Origin of the sequence: Pseudomonas azotoformans (assembly GCF_900103345.1) — a bacterium.
Lineage (GTDB): Bacteria > Pseudomonadota > Gammaproteobacteria > Pseudomonadales > Pseudomonadaceae > Aquipseudomonas > Aquipseudomonas azotoformans.
The window spans coordinates 3,304,907-3,322,919 of sequence record NZ_LT629702.1 but is presented as its reverse complement, the minus strand read 5'-3'; the positions used below and the strand labels follow the sequence as shown (position 1 = coordinate 3,322,919).

Genomic DNA, 18,013 nt, shown 5'->3' with positions numbered 1-18,013 from the left:
AGCCCCCTCCCACATTGGTATTGTGTTGAGCCTGAAATTGCTATCAGCCAATGCTGATCGGCGGCAACTCAGTCAATGTCACAACCTGCTGCTTACGCGGCGCCAGGATTTCCGCCTCGCCATCCACCACCAACTCATCGCGCTGGTTGAACACGCGGGTGGCGATGCGCACGCGGAACTTCGGCAGCTTCTCGAGGATTTCCAGTCGCACGGTCAGGGTGTCGCCGATTTTCACTGGCTTCTGGAAGCTCATCTGCTGGCCGATGTAGATCGTGCCCGGCCCGGGCAGCTCGCAGGCAACGGCCGCGCTGATCAGGGCGCCGCTGAACATGCCGTGGGCGATACGCTCCTTGAACATGGTCGCCTTGGCGTACTCGGCATCCAGGTGCACTGGGTTGTGGTCACCGGACATGGCGGCGAACAGCTGGATATCACGCTCCTCCACCAGCTTGCTGTAGCTGGCGGTCTGGCCGACTTCGAGGGCTTCGTACGGGGTGTTGGTTACCTGGGTCATCTAAACGTGCATCCTGTGGCTAATCGGTAATTTAACTAACTGATTTTAATCGAAAATTTATTCGCAGCGGGTAGGCCTGCGCAAGGCCAGGGCCTGGTCGAGCCAGCTCAGTACATCCGCCGTGACTTCATCACGGTTGGTTTCGTTGAACACTTCATGGCGCGCCTGCGGGTAGATATTCAGTTGCAGGTGCTGGCAGCCCGCTTCGCGCAGGGCGTTGGCCAGGCTGTTGAGACGCTTGCCTTCGCTCACCGGATCACATTCACCGCCCATCACCAGGATCGGCAGGCCCGGATCGATCTGCGCGAGATTGGACGCTTTGCTGATTTGCTGCAAGCCGCCGAGCAGGTCGATCCACAGCTGGTTGGTGCAGCGGAACCCGCACAGCGGGTCGTTGATGTACTTGTCCACCTCGGTCGGGTCGCGACTGAGCCAATCGAAAGCGGTGCGATTGGGTTTGAACGCCTTGTTGAACGAGCCAAACGATAGGAATTCGATCAACGCACTGCGCCCGCGCACCCCCTGGCGCAGCCGTTCGGCCCGGGCGATCACCCGCGCGGCGCGGTACAGCGCCACCGGTTGGTAATTCGAACCGCTGAGAATCGCGCCATCCAGGCTGGCGCTGTGGTGCAGCAGATAGGCCTGGGCGATGTAACTGCCCATGCTGTGGCCCAACAGAATGATCGGCAACCCCGGCTGTTGCTGGCCCATATGTTGGTTGAGGCTGGCGAGGTCGCCCACTATCTTGTTCCAGCCGTCGTGCTCGGCGTACAGGCCCAGGGTGCCTTCGTCGGCTGTGCGGCCGTGGCCTCGTTGGTCCGGCGCATACACACCGTAGCCGGCGTCGCACAGGGTTTGCGCCAGGCGCGCATAGCGCCCGCTGTGCTCGGCCATGCCATGGGACAGCATCACCAGGGCCCTGGTCGGGCCTTCGGGCATCCATTGATTGACGTACAGGCGGCTGCGGTCATTCGCGGTCAGCCAGAAGCTGCTGTGGTTCATGGCGGTTCCTTTGCTCAGGGGCTGCTCAAGGTCAGCTCGGGGTTGTTGCAGTGTATAGCTCATCTGCCGAGGATCGGCGCATCTGCCTACACGTCAGCGGCAAGATTCATACAATCAATGACACGGTTTGCTGTATTTGCCTGTTTGGCTATTGCTGCTAACGTCCCCAAAGCTCCGCTTTTCATAGCAGTCAGAAAGCGGCCGGACACACTCAGGTAAGAGGACAAGAATAATGCAACCTGATTTCTGGAATGACAAACGCGCAGCGGGCGTTCCCAACGACATCGACCTTTCTGCCTACAAGTCGGTGATCGAAGTCTTCGAGCGCTCCTGCAAGGCCTTCGCCGACCGTCCGGCATTCAGCAACATGGGCATCACCCTGACCTACGCCGAGCTGGAGCGCCAGAGCGCTGCGTTCGCCGGCTACCTGCAACAGCACACCGACCTCAAGCCGGGCGAGCGCATCGCAGTGCAGATGCCCAACGTGCTGCATTACCCGATTGCCGTGTTCGGCGCTTTGCGCGCCGGGCTGATCGTGGTCAACACCAACCCGCTGTACACCCCGCGCGAGATGCGTCACCAGTTCAAGGACGCCGGCGTGCGTGCGCTGGTCTACCTCAACCTGTTCGGTTCGCGGGTGCAGGAGGTGTGCAGCGACACCGAGATCGACTACCTGATCGAAGCCAAGATGGGCGATTTCATGCCCGCTGCCAAAGGCTGGCTGATCAACACGGTGGTCGACAAGGTCAAGAAGATGGTCCCGGCCTACAACCTGCCGCGCGCGGTGTCATTCAAGCGCGCCCTGCGCATGGGCGCGGGCCTGGGCGTGACCCGCCACCCGGTGACCCTGGACGACATCGCGGTGCTGCAATACACCGGCGGCACCACCGGCCTGGCCAAGGGCGCGATGCTCACCCACGGCAACCTGGTGGCGAACATGCAACAGGCGCGGGCGTGCATGTCCCAGGTCACCGATGATGGCCAGCCGCTAGTGAGGGAAGGGCAGGAGGTGATGATTGCGCCGCTGCCGCTGTACCACATCTATGCGTTCACGGCGAACTGCATGTGTATGATGGTGACCGGCAACCATAACGTGTTGATCACCAATCCGCGGGATATCGGCGGGTTTATCAAGGAACTGAAAAGGTGGCGGTTCTCCTGCCTGCTGGGGCTGAACACGCTGTTTGTGGCGTTGATGGACCATCCGGACTTCAAGACCCTGGACTTCTCCCACCTCAAGATCACCAATTCCGGCGGCACTGCACTGGTGAAGGCCACGGCCGAGCGCTGGAAGGCCATCACCGGCTGTTCCATCGGTGAAGGCTACGGCCTGACCGAGACCTCGCCGGTGGCCAGTACCAACCCCTACGGCAGCCAGTCGCGCCTGGGCACCGTGGGCCTGCCGGTGCCGGGCACGGCGATGAAAGTCATCGACGATCAAGGTCACGAGTTGCCGTTGGGCGAGCGCGGTGAGTTGTGCATCAAGGGCCCGCAGGTGATGAAGGGCTACTGGCAGCAACCGGCCGCCACTGCCGAGGCGTTGGACGCCGAAGGCTGGCTGAAGACTGGCGATATCGCGGTGATCGATGCCGATGGTTTCGTCAGCATCGTCGACCGCAAGAAAGACCTGATCATCGTCTCGGGTTTCAACGTGTACCCCAACGAGATCGAAGACGTGGTGATGGCCCACCCGGCGGTGGCCAACTGCGCCGTGATCGGTGTGCCGGATGACCGCACCGGGGAAGCGGTGAAGCTGTTCGTGGTGGCGCGTGCCGAAGGGGTGAGCCTTGAGGAGTTGAAGGCGTACTGCAAGACCAACTTCACGGGGTACAAGGTGCCTAAGCATATTGTGTTGCGCGACTCGTTGCCGATGACGCCGGTGGGCAAGATCTTGCGGCGTGAGTTGCGCGATATTGCCTGATCTGAAATGCGCTGAAAAAAAGTGGGAGGGGGCTTGCCCCCGATGGCGGTGGGTCAGTCACCAGATGTGTAGACTGAACCACTGCTATCGGGGGCAAGCCCCCTCCCACATTTGTACTGTGCTGTTCTGAAAGCCCCGTTACAGAGCCATTTATCGAGCTATTTCAGCTTGGTTTAAAGTGTGACCAAATATTGTAGGACAGTCGTGTTTATGACCGTGGCCCCCTCTTTTGGCTCTAGGCGGCCTTTGGCAAAGCTGCTACTCTCGGCGCGCTTTGTGACGTCTCGGCCTGCTTGAAAGCGCCAGATTCACCTAAAAAAACATACACCAATAATAATCGCATCAAATGCGATGATGAATTCGCGTCGCTGACGTCGCTGAGGAGTGGGCTTCCATGAACGAAGACTTTTGGAAGGATAAGTACCCCGCCGGGATTGCCGCAGAAATCAATCCAGACGAGTATCCGAATATTCAGGCGGTACTGAAGCAGTCCTGCCAGCGCTTCGCCAACAAACCGGCTTTCAGCAACCTGGGCAAGACAATCACCTACGGTGAATTGTACGAACTGTCCGGCGCCTTCGCCGCGTACCTGCAACAGCACACCGACTTGAAGCCCGGCGATCGAATCGCCGTGCAACTGCCCAACGTCCTGCAATACCCGGTCGCCGTGTTCGGCGCCATCCGCGCCGGCCTGATCGTGGTCAACACCAACCCGCTGTACACCGCGCGGGAAATGGAACACCAATTCAACGACTCCGGCGCCAAGGCCCTGGTGTGCCTGGCCAACATGGCGCACCTGGCGGAAAAGGTCGTGCCCAAGACCGCCGTCAAGCATGTGATCGTCACCGAAGTCGCCGACCTGTTGCCGCCGCTCAAGCGCCTGCTGATCAACAGCGTCATCAAGTACGTGAAGAAAATGGTCCCGGCGTATCACCTGCCCAAGGCGATCAAGTTCAACGACGTGCTGGCCAAGGGGCACGGCCAACCGGTCAGCGACGTCAGCCCGGCCAGCAGCGATGTGGCCGTGCTGCAATACACCGGCGGCACCACCGGCGTGGCCAAGGGCGCGATGCTCACCCACCGCAACCTGGTCGCCAACATGTTGCAATGCAAGGCGCTGATGGGCTCCAACCTCAATGAAGGCTGCGAGATCCTGATCACGCCGCTGCCGCTTTACCACATCTATGCGTTCACCTTTCATTGCATGGCGATGATGCTGATCGGCAACCACAACATCCTGATCAGCAACCCTCGCGACCTGCCGGCGATGGTCAAGGAACTGTCGAAGTGGAAGTTCAGCGGCTTTGTCGGCTTGAACACGCTGTTTGTGGCGCTGTGCAACAACGAAGCGTTCCGCAAGCTGGATTTCTCCGCGCTTAAAGTCACCCTGTCCGGCGGCATGGCCCTGCAACTGGCAGCGGCCGAGCGTTGGAAGGCGGTGACCGGTTGTGGCATCTGCGAAGGCTACGGCATGACCGAGACCAGCCCGGTGGCCACCGTGAACCCGATCCAGCATATCCAGATCGGCACCATCGGCATCCCGGTGCCGTCCACCGTGTGTAAAGTCATCGCCGATGACGGCACTGAACTCGCACTGGGTGAAACCGGCGAGCTGTGCGTCAAAGGCCCGCAGGTGATGAAGGGCTACTGGCAGCGCCAGGACGCCACCGACGAGATGCTCGACAGCGAAGGCTGGCTCAAGACCGGCGACATCGCGATCATCCAGCCGGACGGCTACATGCGCATCGTCGATCGCAAGAAGGACATGATCCTCGTCTCGGGCTTCAACGTGTACCCCAATGAACTGGAAGACGTACTGGCAGGCCTGCCGGGCGTGCTGCAGTGCGCGGCCATCGGTGTGCCGGACGAAAAGTCCGGGGAGCACATCAAGCTGTTCATCGTGGTCAAGCCGGGTGCCACCCTGACCAAGGACCAAGTGATGGAGCATATGCGTGCCAACGTCACTGCGTACAAAGTGCCCAAGGCCGTGGAATTCCGCGATGCATTGCCGACCACCAACGTGGGCAAGATCCTGCGCCGTGAGCTGCGCGATGAAGAGTTGAAGAAGCTCGGTCTTAAAAAGTAACGCTATACCAATGTGGGAGGGGGCTTGCCCCCGATGGCAGTGTGTCAGCTACCGATGTGCTGACTGATACACCGCTATCGGGGGCAAGCCCCCTCCCACATTTTGAACAGCGTTTTTTACAGGGCGAACTGCGCGAAGCTCACGCCAGCCCCTGCCGGACGCACATCCTTCAAGAACGAATCCTTGTCCGCGCTCAGCTCCAGCGTGATCTCCGGCTTGCGCTTGCCCGCATTGCGCACCACCAGGCCTTCGAGCTTTTCACGCAGGAACAGCGTTGGCACCTTCAGGTGCAGCAACTGGTCGGTCTCGGCGTTGTGCATCAACAGGTGGATCCACTCGTACTGGCCCACGGCAATCCGGCCCACCGGCAGGTCGAACCACCAGATGTTGCGCTTGCGGTCCAGGTCGGTGAAGTGGCAGTTGTTGACGCCGAGTACGGCTCCGCCCAGTTCGGTGTTTCTGCGGGCGATGGCCTGTGCTTTATTGAGTTTCATAACCTTCCTACGGGATCTGTTATTCAGCGTTATAGCCTGAATGTGCCGGGCATTCTCGTGGGTTGGCCGCAAAACATAAAGCCAAACCTGCGGTCGGCGATGAAATGCCTGGGTAAAAATAATTGAAACTCTGCGCAACGGCCTCGGGTCAATCTTTAGGTAATGACCCAAAACCCTTGATTGTTCTTTCGGAGAAATACCATGAGCAGCACATCTGACAAGGTTAAAGGCGTGGCAAACGAGGCGGTCGGCAATATCAAGCAAGGTGTCGGTAAAGTCACCGGCAACGACAAACTGCGCGCTGAAGGTGTCATTCAGGAAAAGAAAGGCGAAGTGCAGAAAGCGGTAGGCGACACCAAGGACGCAGTGAAAAAAGCGACCAAGTAAGCGCGCTTTCAAGCAGTCCAAACGGCCATCCACGGATGGCCGTTTTTATGTCACACGGCGTGATTAAAGTTTCGAAATTGTTTCAAGGTCGCCAAATAGGCTACCTTGATGTAGAAAACGGCCCCTGAGTCGCCCACAAACTCAACTTTTTGCGGCGAAAGGAGACGCTATGATTTTTCCGGTTCTCGATGGTCTCAAGCTGCACAAAGTGCTGTTGCGTACCGTCAAGGAATTCGTCGATGACGAAATGCCCACCTATGCGTCGGCACTGGCCTACCAGATGCTGTTCTCGCTGTTTCCCTTCCTGTTGTTCCTGATTGCCCTGATCGGTTTCCTGCACCTGCCGGACTTCTTCACCTGGCTGCGCCTGCAGTCGGAACTGGTGTTGCCGCCCCAGGCGCTGGAGCAGGTGAACCCGGTGATCGACCAGTTGCAGCAATCCAAGGGTGGCCTGCTGTCGGTGGGTATCGTGATTGCGCTGTGGACCGCCTCGGCCGGTGTGCGCCTGATGATGAGCGCGATGAACGCCGCCTACGACGTGGTGGAAGGCCGGCCGATCTGGAAGCGCTTCCCGCTGTCGATTTTCTACACGGTCGGCATCGCCGGCATGTTGCTGGCCGCTGCTGCGCTGATGGTGCTGGGCCCGCAAGTAATGGAATGGCTGGCCGGGCAGATCGGCATGCAGGAGTTCGTGGTGACCCTGTGGACCATCCTGCGCTGGCCGTTGATCGTGATTTTGCTGATGTTCGCCGTGGCCCTCATGTACTACGTGATGCCGGACGTCGAGCAGAAATTCCGCTTCATCACCCCAGGCTCCGTGCTGGCGGTAGTGGTGTGGATCGTCGCGTCCCTGGGCTTTGGCTACTACGTCAAAACCTTCGCCGACTACAACGCCATGTATGGCAGTATCGGCGCGATCATCGTGTTGCTCCTGTACTTCTACATTTCCGCCGCCGTGCTGTTGCTAGGCGCGGAGATGAATGCAGTGATCGAGCACATGTCCGCCGAGGGCAAGGACCCCGGTGAAAAAGAGTTCGACGAACCCGGCCACACTGATGAAAAACAGCACGTCTCAGGCCTCGGCCGGGACCACTCCAAGCCCACCCCTGACGAAGTCTGATCGATGATCCGTGAAATCCTGAAAATGGGCGACGAGCGCCTGCTGCGTATCGCGACTCCGGTTCCGCCGGAAATGTTCGACAGCCCTGAGTTGTGGCAATTGATCGACGACATGTTCCAGACCATGGAACACGTGGGCGGCGTTGGCCTGGCCGCACCGCAGATCGGCGTCGACCTGCAATTGGTGATCTTCGGTTTCGAGGCCAGCGAACGCTACCCGGACGCACCGCCGGTGCCGCAGACGATCCTGATCAACCCGCTGATCACCCCCCTCAGCCCGGTGCTGGAAGAGGGCTATGAAGGCTGCCTGTCCGTGCCGGGCCTGCGGGGCGCGGTAAACCGTTATCAACAGATTCGCTACGAAGGGTTTGATCCCAAGGGCGAGCCGATTGTACGGTTTGCCGACGGTTTTCATGCGCGGGTGGTGCAGCATGAGTGCGACCACCTGATAGGCCGGTTGTACCCGTCGCGGATCACCGACTTCAGCAAGTTCGGATTTATCGAGGTGATGTTCCCGGACATGGACCCCACTGCCGACGACTGATCCTGCAGCTGAATGTGAGGCTGCTTGTTGTGGTGAGCGGGCTTGCCCCGCGCTGGCCTGCGAAGCGGCCCCAACAAAACCACCGCGTTCATTCAGACAAAACTCGGTGGCAGGTTTTAGGGCCGCTTCGCGCCCCAACGCGGGGCAAGCCCGCTCACTACAGAAAAGCGATACTCCAATGTTTGTTAGTGGCTGGGTTTGATAAAACGCAACGTCATCCGATCCGACTCGCCAATCGCCACATACCTGGCCTTATCCTGCTCCCCCAACTTCAACGTCGGCGGCAACGTCCATACACCACCCGGGTAATCCTTGGTGTCCTTCGGGTTGGCATTCACTTCGCTCTGCCCCGCCAGCTTGAACCCGGCATCAGTTGCCAGCTTCACTACCTGGGCGGTGGTCAGGTAGCCGCTGTCCTTGATCGCCTGCAGATCCGCCCCGTCCTTGGCCCGGTGATCTTCCACACCCAGCACGCCGCCCGGTTTCAGTACCTGGTACAACGCACTGAACGTGGCCGACGCGGTTCCCGCCGCTACCCAGTTATGCACGTTGCGAAACGTCAGCACCGCATCCGCCGAAGCGGGTTTGCCGAATACCGGCGCCGTGGGATCGAACTCCACCACCGAGGCCTTGCCGTAGCGCGCTGGGTCAGCCGCGAATTTCTTCTTCAGGTTCTCTTCCGACGTGCGCGCATAGGCGCTGCTGCTCGCGGCCTGCACGGCGGCGATGTACTGCCCGTGATCCTTGAGCAGCGGTGCCAGCACTTCGCTGTACCAACCGCCACCGGGGGTGATCTCGATCACGGTTTGCTTGGCGCCCAGGCCAAAGAATTCCAGGGTCTGTTGCGGGTGGCGATAGCCGTCACGGGCGCTGTTGGCCGGGTCGCGCCAACTGCCGGCCAGTACGCTTTGGTACTGCTGGGCGCTGATCGGTGCGTCGGCGGCCTGGCTCAAGGCCGGGGCGAGCAGGGCGGTGAGGGAGAGAGCGGCGAGCGTCGTTTTCATGATCATCCTGTAAAGGGCCATTGTGTCGCCGAGGCTAGCATGGGCATTGCACCCGTTGATCACACATTATCCGAGGTCGACCTCACCAAACGATCTAAGCCCATCGCGATCATCGGTTTGTTGCGCTTGTAGCGCACCAGCCGTTCATTGAGCGACTGCGGCAGCACGGTGTCCTGGGTAAAGCCCATGCGCTGATACAACCCTTCGAGCTCCGGATGGCACAGCAACCACAGCGTACCGTCCACATCGGCCGCCGCCGCCGTGATCAGTCGCGCCGCCAGCCCTTGGCCGCGATAGGCCGGGTCAACGAACACCCCGGTCAGCCACCGCCCGCCGACCACGGGCGTGAGGCACAAGCCGGCAACAATCTCGCCCTCGCGCGCCACCCACAAACGCCCGCCCTTGAGTGCCTTCATCGACGAATTGTGGTTGCGGTAAAACTTGTTCAGCAGCGGCCACAGCGGCTCGGCCAGCGGTTCGATGTGCAATGGGGGCATGGTCTTCAGGCAGCGTTATCAAGGGCCGGGGATTATAAACGCCTTGTGCGCGGCAATAGGTGGTATACCCATCACTGCAACCCCTTAAAGTGGAGTACGCATCATGGCCAAAGGTATGGATTCAAAGAAAGCCGCGAAGAAAAAACCGGCAAAGACCGCGGATGAAAAACGTGCCGACAAGAAAGCCAAGAAAACCGAGACAGGCCTGTTCGGTCACTGAGTTACAAGCTTAGAACCAAACGATCTGCAAGATTTTCCCGCGCCATTGCACAGAGCAGGAAACACCTGCTCTGAGCTGCCGATGGCCCACTACCTTGATCCTGCCCAACGCCGGGAAATCGAAACCCTGGCCCAACGCTTTACCGCCAGAACCGAGTGGCCGACCTGGCTGCTGTTGATCGGCATCTACGCCGGTTGGTTCGCCGTGATCCTCGGCAGCCATTGGCTGGGCCTGTGGTTGAGCACACTGCTGTTGATCCCGCTCGTGACGCTGTGGCTGTCGGTCCAACACGAACTGCTCCACGGCCATCCCACCCCTTCGCTGCTGCTCAATAAGCTTCTCGGCTATGCACCCTTTGCCGTGTGGTACCCCTACACGCTGTACCGCGACAGCCATCTGCTGCACCACAACGACGCAGACCTGACCCTGCCGGGCGTCGACCCGGAAAGCCGCTACCTCACCCAGCAGCAATGGGACCACAGCTCGCTGTTCGAACGCGGCGTGCATGGGGTGACCAAGACCGTACTCGGCCGCTTCCTGCTTTCTGCCCCTTTGTCGATTGGCCGCCTGATCCGCCATGAATGCCAGCGCCTGCCCCAGGTGTGGCCGATGTGGCTGGCCCACGGTGCTGTCACCGTGCTGATGCTGGGTTTCATCGCCCACTACAGCGCGCTGTCGGTGGGGCATTACCTGCTGCTGGTCAGTGTGCCGGCCTTGTCCCTGGCCTCGATCCGTTCCTACTATGAACACCGCCCGCACCCCCGGCCCGAGCAACGCAGCGTGCTCAACGAAGCGTCCTGGCCGTGGACCTGGCTGTTCCTCAATAACAACCTGCACCTGGTGCACCACGATTTGCCGAAACTGCCCTGGTACTTGCTGCCCACGGTCTATCGCGCCCGGCGTGAACAATGGATCGCGCGCAGTGGTGGCTTTCTGGTGCAAGGCTACGGCCAGTTGATCGGCCGCCACGGGCTCAAGGCCATCGACAGCCCCCGGCACCCCTTTGCGTGAGAGACGAGCATGAGTGAGCACTACGCCGAACTGCTGATGTATGTCGCGCCCGAGCCGGTCCGGCAGGCCAGCCAACAGTGGCTGGCGCGCATCCTTGAACACCTTGGGCTGCGCCGTCTCAATGCCGATCGTCTCGACTTGCCCGGCCTGTGGCTGGCCCCCGAATTGCTGGTGACCCAGACCTGCGGTTATCCACTGATGACCCAGTTGCGCGGTAAGGTCCGCGTGATCGGTCGACCGCGCTATGAGTTACCCCACAGCAGCCAGGGCGAACATTGCAGCCTGCTGCTGACCCGCGACGACAACCCGCGCCACCGCCTGGCGGACTTCCACAACAGCCGTGGCGTGATCAACGGCCACGACTCCAACAGCGGCATGAACCTGTTGCGCGAACGCCTTGCCCCCCTGCAACGCGACGGGCGTTTCTTCGCCAGTGTCGGTATCAGCGGCGCCCACCGCGAGAGCCTGCGCTGGCTGCGCGAAGACCGTGCCGACCTCGCCGCCATCGACAGCGTGACCTACGACTACCTCGCCCGTTTCGCGCCACAGGAGGTGGCGGGCCTGCGCATCGTTACCCGCAGTGCGCCGAGCCCGACCTTGCCCTATATCGGCCCGTTGGGCTTGAGCGATGAACAGGTGGTTCAGATCCGCCGGGCGATGAACCAGGCGTTGCAGGACTTGCCCGAGGTGGCCGAGACACTGGGCTTGCACGAAGTGCTCCCCGCCAACGAAAGCGACTATGCGGTGCTATTGAACTACCAGGATCAGGCCGTCAGTGCCGGTTATCCAGTGCTTCAATAAGGTTATATAAAAATACCTTTTAAATATTATTAAAGAATAAGCGGCCTTGCTAGGATCGCTCCACCGGAACACCGGACATAACGTGCAACCTTCTCAGATGGAGCCACTATGTCCGGCGCCGACACTTCTCACAGCGATTACGTGGGCGGATTGTTCCGCAGTCATTACGACTGGCTGTGCAGCCGTTTGCATCGCCACCTCGATTCCCGCGCCCACGCCGAAGACATTGCCGCCGACACCTTCGTCCAGCTCCTGAGTGCGCCGGGCGTGGTGCCGATCCGCCAGCCCCGCGCCTTGCTCACCACCATCGCCCAGCGCCTGATGTACCAGCTGTGGCGTCGCCGTGACCTGGAGCGTGCCTACCTCGACGCTCTCGATAACGAGGCGACGTCCACCGCGCCATCCCCGGAAGAGCTGGCGCAAATGCTTGAGGCCTTGCACGCCATCGACCAGTTGCTCGACGGCTTGCCCGCCAAGGTCAAGGCGACCTTTTTGCTTTCGCAACTCAATGGCCTGACCTACCCGGAAATCGCCGCCGAGCTGGGGATTTCCCAGCGTTCGGTCAGCGACTACATGACCCGCGCCTTCAACCGGTGCCTGCGGCTGTGCCTGGAATGAACGACGACCTGATCGACGACGCTACGCGCTGGTACGTGCTGCTGCGTTCCGGCCAGGCCACGGCGCGCGACTGGCAGCGCTACCAACATTGGCGTGCCGCCGACCCACGCCATGACGCGCTGTGCCGACAGTTGGAAACGCGCCTTGGCGTGTTCCAGATTCCCCAGGCCCAAGGCGTCAGCGGCCAGCTGTTGCAGCAGGCATTGGCGGCACCGTCCAGTCGCCGCCAGGTGTTGCAGGTCGCGCTGGTCGGTGCGGGTGTGGCTGCCGGCGCGGCTTGGTTGGCCAAGCCGCTGGGTGTGCCTCTGGCGGAACTCACGGCAGATATCCGCACAGGCACCGGCGAGCGCCGCACCGTTAAGTTGGACGATGGCAGCGAGCTGTTGCTCAACGCACAAAGCGCGGCGGATATCCAGTTCGACCCACAACGGCGCCTGGTACGCCTGCGCGAGGGCGAGTTACTGGCCAAGGTGGCCGGCGATCGCATTCGGCCTTTCATGATCCAGACCGACCAGGCGCGTCTGCGCGCCTACGGCAACCGCCTCCTGGTGCGCGAGCGGGCAGGGCAGGGTCAGGTCGTCGCGCTAAACGGCGCGGTAGAAATCGACGGCCAGAACGGCGAGCGCCTGCAACTTGCCGCCGGCCATGCGGTGCATTACGACCGTGCCGGTTTCGGTCCGGTGCAGGCCAGTTCCTTCGGTGCCACGGCCTGGGTCGACGGCTTCCTGCAAGTGCGCGACCGCCCGCTGGCTGAAGTCATCGAGGCGCTGCGGCCTTATCACAACGGCGTGTTGCGCCTGGACCCGGCAGTGGCGGGCCTGCGCGTCAGCGGCCTGTACCGGCTGGATAACCCTCAGCAAATCCTCGACACCCTGGCGCGCACCTTGCCCATTCACATCACCCGCCGTACCGGCCTGTGGGTGACCGTCAATGCTGCATAACCTCGGTTCTATCGACATAACCAAACGATCTGCAAGTTTTCCCCCGGCCGTGCCACATCACTCCCGTAAGCGCTGCGGGGAGCAGCGTTCTCGAGTTTCCTTGGGGGGAGCCAAAGTGAGTCAGTTCAACCGTGTGCCGCGTCGAACCTTTGCCCTGGTGCCGTTGGCCAGTCTGTTTTTCGCGTTCGCCGCCAGTGCTGAAGAGGCGCGCCAGGTCTACCACATCGCCCCTGGCCCGTTGGATGAAGTACTGCTCAATATCAGTCGGCAAAGCGGTCAAGTGATCTCGTTCACGCCACAGTTGGCAAACTATTCTTCGGCCAGCGTGGACGGTTCACTGTCGGCGCAACAGGCTGTCGACGCAGCGCTGAAGGGCACCGGCCTGCAAGTCCAGGTCAGCCCGGACGGCGCGTTCATCATCAAGGAGGGCGCGAGCAAAAACGCCACCCGCAACGTCAAGGCGCAAACCAGTGCTGCGCAAGCACCGACCCTGGACCGCGTGGTCGCCATCGGCACCCGGCGCAGTGATGCCACCGCCCTCACCAGCGCCGCGCCGGTGGACGTGATCAACGCCGAAGAACTCAAGCAGACCGGCGCCACCAGCCTCAACCAGGCTTTGTTCCAACTGCTGCCGTCGTTCAACTTTCCGCAGAACCAGAGCGCCACCCGTGGCCAGAACCCCAAGGGCGCGTCCCTGCGCGGGCTGGCACCGGACCAGACGCTGGTGCTGATCAACGGCAAGCGCCGCCATGCCTCGGCAGTGGTGAACATCTCCGGTGGCGTGCCGTTCATTGGTGCGCAGCCGGTGGACCTGGACATGATCCCCATCAGCAGCATCGACCACGTCGAAGTGCTGCGCGATGGCGCCTCGGCTCAATACGGTTCGGATGCGGTGGCGGGCGTGGTCAACATCGTGCTCAAGGAGCGTGACAGCGGCGGCCAGGTCAACACCCAGCTGGGCAAATACGCCCAGGGCGACGGCTTCAGCAAGACCACCGACGGCTGGTACGGCCTGGGCTTGCCGGGGGATGGTTTCCTCACGCTGAGCTTCAACACCCTCAACAACAAACCCACCGACATTGGCGACAAATACGTCGCCGACGGCCAACCGCAAGACCCCCGATGGGGCGGCGCCGGGCGCGATAAATTCAACCTGGCGGCGAATGCCGAAATCGGCCTCAACGACCAGTGGCGCCTCTACAGTTTCGCCACCTTCGGCCAGGACAAATCGGTGAACAACACGCCGCCGCTGTTGGCCAACAACCCGAACAACGTGCCGGGCATCTACCCCAACGGCACCATTCCCAAGTACCGCTACCGCTATGAAGACGGTGCGCTCACCGTCGGCACCCGCTACGAAGACGAGACCCTCGGCCGCTTCGACCTCAGCGCCACCTACGGGCGCGACCAGCACGATGAACTGGCCTTCAACACTCTCAACCCCAGCTATGGCTTGAACAGCCCGACCAAGTTCGACGTGGCCACCCTGGTCAACGAGCAGACCAACCTCGGCCTGGATTACGCCAAGGATTTGGACGTCAGCTGGTCGAGCCACCCGCTGACTGTCTCGGCAGGCATTGCCTACCGCCATGAGCAGTATCGACTGGAGGCCGGCGACTACGAGTCTTACTCCTTTGGCGGCATCAACGGGGTGCAGGTCGGCGCGGTGCAAGCCTCCGGCCTGACGCCGGATGACGCCGGCACCTACAAGCGTGATGTCGGCGGTGTGTACTTCGGCCTCGAACATCAGCTCACCGATAAATTCCAGGTCGGCCTGGCCGGGCGTACCGAGCACTACTCGGACTTCGGTTCGGCCACCACTGGCAAGCTGTCGGCGCGGTATGACTTCACCCCGCAGGTGGGCTTGCGTGCCACGCTGAACAACTCGTTCCGTGCACCGACCCTAGGCCAGATCGGCACGTCGTGGACCACTACCACCAACGTCGACATCAACGGCAACCCGGTGCTCACCCGCATGTTGCCGGCCGACAACCCGGCCGCCCGTGCCCTGGGCGCCGAGCCGCTCAAGCCCGAGAAGTCCACCAACTACTCCCTGGGCCTGGTGCTGCGGCCGGTCGAAAACGCGTCGCTGACCCTCGACGCTTATCAGATTTCGATCCGTGATCGCTTGCTCTACAGCGGCGGCATTTCCGGGCCGCGTGCCGAGCAGATCCTGCAGCAGGCCGGGTTTGGCCAGTACACCTGGGCGCAGTTCATGACCAACGCGGCCAATACGCGCACGCGGGGTGTCGACATCGTCGGCAAGTACAACCTGGACCTGGCGCAGTACGGCGCGTTGAGCCTGTCGGCCGGTTACACCAAGGCGCGCACCACGATTGAGAAGGTCCACGAAAACCCCAACGGGTTCGATATCCTCACCCGCGAAGCCCGTGGTTTCCTCGAACACGGCTACCCCGAAGACAAGCTGGTGCTCGGCGCCACCCACCGCATCGGCGCCTGGACCATCGCCCTCAGCGAAACCCGCTACGGCGAGTACCGCAAATACGCCGCCAGTGCAGCCAACGCCCAGTACGACCAGACCTTCGGCGCGCAATGGAACACCGACCTGGACGTGAACTACTGCTTCACCCAGCAACTGCGACTGTCGATCGGCGCCAACAACCTGTTCGACAGCAAACCCGACGACTTCAACACCCGCCTGCGCCAGACCCCGGGCCAGCAGTACAGCTACCTGTCGCCGTCGGCGCCGGAAGGGGCCTTTTACTACACGCGGCTCAGTTATGACTTTTAACCGATCTTGAATACCGCAGAGATCAAATGTGGGAGCGGGCTTGCTCGCGAATGCGGTGGGTCAGTTGATGCAAGTGTTGGCTGACCCAACGCCTTCGCGAGCAAGCCCGCTCCCACACTGGATCTTCTGTGTTCTGGAAATTGATTCGCCATGAGGTTCTGCATGAAAAAGCTTAAACACCTGTTTGGTTGCTCGCTGCTGGCACTGGCCGTTCTGGCGCAGCCGACAGCGGCCGCCGACCCCGTCAAACCCATCCACTTCGGTGACATCACCTGGGAAAGCGGCAGCCTGATCACCGAGGTGCTGCGCCTGATCGTCGAGAAGGGCTACGGCCTGCCCACCGACACTTTGCCCGGTAGCACCGTGAGCCTGGAAGCCGCCCTGGCCAAGGACGATATCCAAGTGATTGGCGAAGAATGGGCCGGGCGCAGTCCGGCGTGGGTCAAGGCAGAAAACGAGGGCAAGGTGTTCGGCCTGGGCGACACGGTCAAGGGCGCCACCGAAGGCTGGTGGGTGCCGGAGTTCGTGATCAAGGGCGATGCCGCGCGCGGTATCAAACCCCTGGCGCCGGACCTGAAATCGGTGGCCGACCTGCCGCGCTACAAGGACGTGTTCCGCGACCCGGAAGACCCGAGCCGTGGGCGTTTCCTCAACAGCCCCACCGGCTGGACCTCGGAGATCGTCAACAGCCAGAAACTCAAGGCCTACAAACTCACCGACAGCTTCGTCAACTTCCGCACCGGCTCCGGTGCGGCGCTGGATGCCGAAGTGGCGTCGTCGATCCGTCGCGGCAAGCCGGTGTTGTTCTACTACTGGTCGCCAACGCCGCTGCTGGGCCGCTTCAAGCTGGTCAAGCTGGAAGAGCCGCCGTTCAACGCCGACGCCTGGAAGACCCTGTCCGACGCGAAAAACCCCAACCCCATCGGTACCCGCTCAATGCCGGCACGCCTGGCAATTGGTGTGTCGGCGCCGTTCAAGGCGCAGTACCCGCAACTGGTGAGCGTGTTTGAAAAGGTCGACCTGCCGATTGATTTGCTCAATGGCATCCTCGGCGACATGAGCGAGAAACGTACGCCGCCCCGCCAAGTGGCTGAAGCCTTCCTCAAGGACCATCCAGATGTCTGGCAGCAATGGGTGCCGGCGGATGTCGCGGCCAAGGTCAAGGGGGCGCTCTGATGCTTAAAATCTTCGCTGCGGCGGTACTGTCATTGATCGCCGGTCAGGTGCTGGCGGTCGAGCCCTCCACCTTGCGTATCGGCTACCAGAAAAGCTCGGTGAGCATGGTGCTGGCCCGTGAGCACAAACTCTTCGAAGCGGCGCTGCCCGGCACGCAGGTGCAGTGGATCGAGTTCCTCGGCGGCCCGCCGCTGATCGAAGCGCTGAATGGCGGCAGCCTGGACATCGGCAATATCGGCGACATCCCGCCGATCTTTGCCCAGGCCGCCGGCATCGACTTGCAATACTTTGCCGTCGAGCCCAACGAGGGCAAGACCGAAGCGGTGCTGGTGCCCAAGGCCAGTCCGGTGCAGAGCGTGGCTGAACTGAAGGGCAAGCGCGTGGCGCTGCTCAAGGGCTCCAGCGCGCACAACCTGTTCCTCAAAAGCCTGCTGCGCGCCGGCCTGCAATGGAAGGACGTGAACGTGGTGTACCTGTCGCCGTCCGATGGTCGTGCTGCGTTCGAGCAAGGCAAAGTCGATGCCTGGGTGGTGTGGGACCCGTACTACTCCGCCGCCGTGGTCGACGGCTCCGCCCGTGTGCTGGGTGACGGTCAGGGCCTCAACCCGGCCGGCAGTTTCTTTGTGGTCAGCAGCCCGTTTGCCAAGCAGTACCCGCAGTCCATCGGCACGATCATCCAGACCCTGGGCAAGGCGCAGCGCCTGTCCCTCGACAAGCCCGAAGAAAGCATTGCACTGATGGCCAAGACCCTGGGCCTGCAACCGGCGGTGGTGAAAAGCTACTTCGAACACCGCTCACCCGCGCCGATACGGCCGCTGCAAGCCTCGGACGTCGCTACCCAGCAACGCACGGCGGACCTGTTCTTCGCCAACGGCCTGATCCCGAAAAAGGTCGATGTGCAGCAAGCTGTCTTCAAGGCGCCATGA

The 18,013-nt window shown here is 61.5% G+C and carries 17 protein-coding genes; 12 read left to right on the top strand and 5 right to left on the bottom strand.

Going from position 1 to position 18,013, the window contains the following annotated elements; all coding sequences use genetic code 11:
• Positions 1 to 43: 43 nt before the first annotated feature.
• On the bottom strand, positions 44 to 514 hold the full coding sequence (locus BLR69_RS14870; protein WP_010208208.1) for a MaoC family dehydratase: 471 nt from the start codon (positions 512 to 514) through the stop codon (positions 44 to 46).
• A 57-nt stretch (positions 515 to 571) separates the two neighbouring features.
• Positions 572 to 1,516, bottom strand: coding sequence for an alpha/beta hydrolase (locus BLR69_RS14865; protein ID WP_071496585.1), 945 nt, complete (start codon positions 1,514 to 1,516; stop codon positions 572 to 574).
• 232 nt (positions 1,517 to 1,748) lie between these two features.
• On the opposite strand from BLR69_RS14865, the gene fadD2 reads away from it, so the two are divergent.
• Entirely contained in the window at positions 1,749 to 3,437 is a 1,689-nt protein-coding gene (gene fadD2 / locus BLR69_RS14860; RefSeq protein ID WP_071496586.1) for a long-chain-fatty-acid--CoA ligase FadD2, read from the top strand.
• A gap of 394 nt (positions 3,438 to 3,831) precedes the next feature.
• A complete protein-coding gene (fadD1, locus tag BLR69_RS14855) occupies positions 3,832 to 5,523 on the top strand; it encodes a long-chain-fatty-acid--CoA ligase FadD1 (RefSeq protein ID WP_071496587.1) in 1,692 nt (563 codons plus the stop codon).
• 116 nt (positions 5,524 to 5,639) lie between these two features.
• Here fadD1 and BLR69_RS14850 read toward each other — a convergent pair whose 3' ends face one another.
• Positions 5,640 to 6,017, bottom strand: coding sequence for a hypothetical protein (locus tag BLR69_RS14850; RefSeq protein ID WP_071496588.1), 378 nt, complete (start codon positions 6,015 to 6,017; stop codon positions 5,640 to 5,642).
• Between the two features lie 201 nt (positions 6,018 to 6,218).
• Between BLR69_RS14850 and BLR69_RS14845 the strand changes: the two genes are divergently transcribed.
• The 3 genes from BLR69_RS14845 (at position 6,219) to def (ending at position 8,067) form a co-directional block, all read left to right on the top strand.
• Entirely contained in the window at positions 6,219 to 6,404 is a 186-nt protein-coding gene (locus BLR69_RS14845; RefSeq protein ID WP_024077074.1) for a CsbD family protein, read from the top strand.
• A 169-nt stretch (positions 6,405 to 6,573) separates the two neighbouring features.
• Positions 6,574 to 7,524 (top strand): YihY/virulence factor BrkB family protein, encoded by a 951-nt coding sequence (locus BLR69_RS14840; RefSeq protein WP_071496589.1) that lies wholly within the window; start codon positions 6,574 to 6,576, stop codon positions 7,522 to 7,524.
• A 3-nt stretch (positions 7,525 to 7,527) separates the two neighbouring features.
• The gene (def, locus tag BLR69_RS14835; RefSeq protein WP_071496590.1) at positions 7,528 to 8,067 is read left to right on the top strand and encodes a peptide deformylase; all 540 of its coding nucleotides are present in this window, start codon (positions 7,528 to 7,530) and stop codon (positions 8,065 to 8,067) included.
• A 185-nt stretch (positions 8,068 to 8,252) separates the two neighbouring features.
• Here def and BLR69_RS14830 read toward each other — a convergent pair whose 3' ends face one another.
• Positions 8,253 to 9,071, bottom strand: coding sequence for a class I SAM-dependent methyltransferase (locus tag BLR69_RS14830; protein WP_071496591.1), 819 nt, complete (start codon positions 9,069 to 9,071; stop codon positions 8,253 to 8,255).
• A 59-nt stretch (positions 9,072 to 9,130) separates the two neighbouring features.
• Positions 9,131 to 9,568: a GNAT family N-acetyltransferase gene (locus BLR69_RS14825; protein ID WP_071496592.1), complete on the bottom strand. Its 438-nt coding sequence runs from the start codon at positions 9,566 to 9,568 to the stop codon at positions 9,131 to 9,133.
• A 301-nt stretch (positions 9,569 to 9,869) separates the two neighbouring features.
• Here BLR69_RS14825 and BLR69_RS14820 point away from each other — a divergent pair, with 301 nt between their 5' ends.
• From BLR69_RS14820 to BLR69_RS14790, 7 genes are all read left to right on the top strand, one after another.
• Positions 9,870 to 10,799 carry a fatty acid desaturase gene (locus tag BLR69_RS14820; RefSeq protein ID WP_071496593.1) on the top strand — a complete coding sequence of 310 codons (930 nt, stop codon included), beginning with the start codon at positions 9,870 to 9,872 and terminating at the stop codon, positions 10,797 to 10,799.
• A 9-nt stretch (positions 10,800 to 10,808) separates the two neighbouring features.
• Positions 10,809 to 11,600, top strand: coding sequence for a phosphate/phosphite/phosphonate ABC transporter substrate-binding protein (locus BLR69_RS14815; RefSeq protein ID WP_071496594.1), 792 nt, complete (start codon positions 10,809 to 10,811; stop codon positions 11,598 to 11,600).
• A 108-nt stretch (positions 11,601 to 11,708) separates the two neighbouring features.
• Positions 11,709 to 12,218, top strand: a complete 510-nt coding sequence (locus tag BLR69_RS14810; RefSeq protein WP_071496595.1) for a sigma-70 family RNA polymerase sigma factor — start codon at positions 11,709 to 11,711, stop codon at positions 12,216 to 12,218.
• Positions 12,215 to 13,159 carry a FecR domain-containing protein gene (locus BLR69_RS14805; RefSeq protein WP_076955193.1) on the top strand — a complete coding sequence of 315 codons (945 nt, stop codon included), beginning with the start codon at positions 12,215 to 12,217 and terminating at the stop codon, positions 13,157 to 13,159. Before BLR69_RS14810 ends, BLR69_RS14805 begins: the two co-directional genes overlap by 4 nt.
• 115 nt (positions 13,160 to 13,274) lie before the next feature.
• Positions 13,275 to 15,911, top strand: coding sequence for a TonB-dependent receptor (locus tag BLR69_RS14800; protein ID WP_071496604.1), 2,637 nt, complete (start codon positions 13,275 to 13,277; stop codon positions 15,909 to 15,911).
• Positions 15,912 to 16,073: 162 nt separating this feature from the next.
• Complete coding sequence (locus BLR69_RS14795) at positions 16,074 to 17,087, top strand: ABC transporter substrate-binding protein (RefSeq protein ID WP_071496605.1); 1,014 nt, start codon at positions 16,074 to 16,076, stop codon at positions 17,085 to 17,087.
• Positions 17,087 to 18,013, top strand: coding sequence for an aliphatic sulfonate ABC transporter substrate-binding protein (locus tag BLR69_RS14790; RefSeq protein WP_071496606.1), 927 nt, complete (start codon positions 17,087 to 17,089; stop codon positions 18,011 to 18,013). The genes BLR69_RS14795 and BLR69_RS14790 overlap by 1 nt, the downstream gene beginning before the upstream one ends.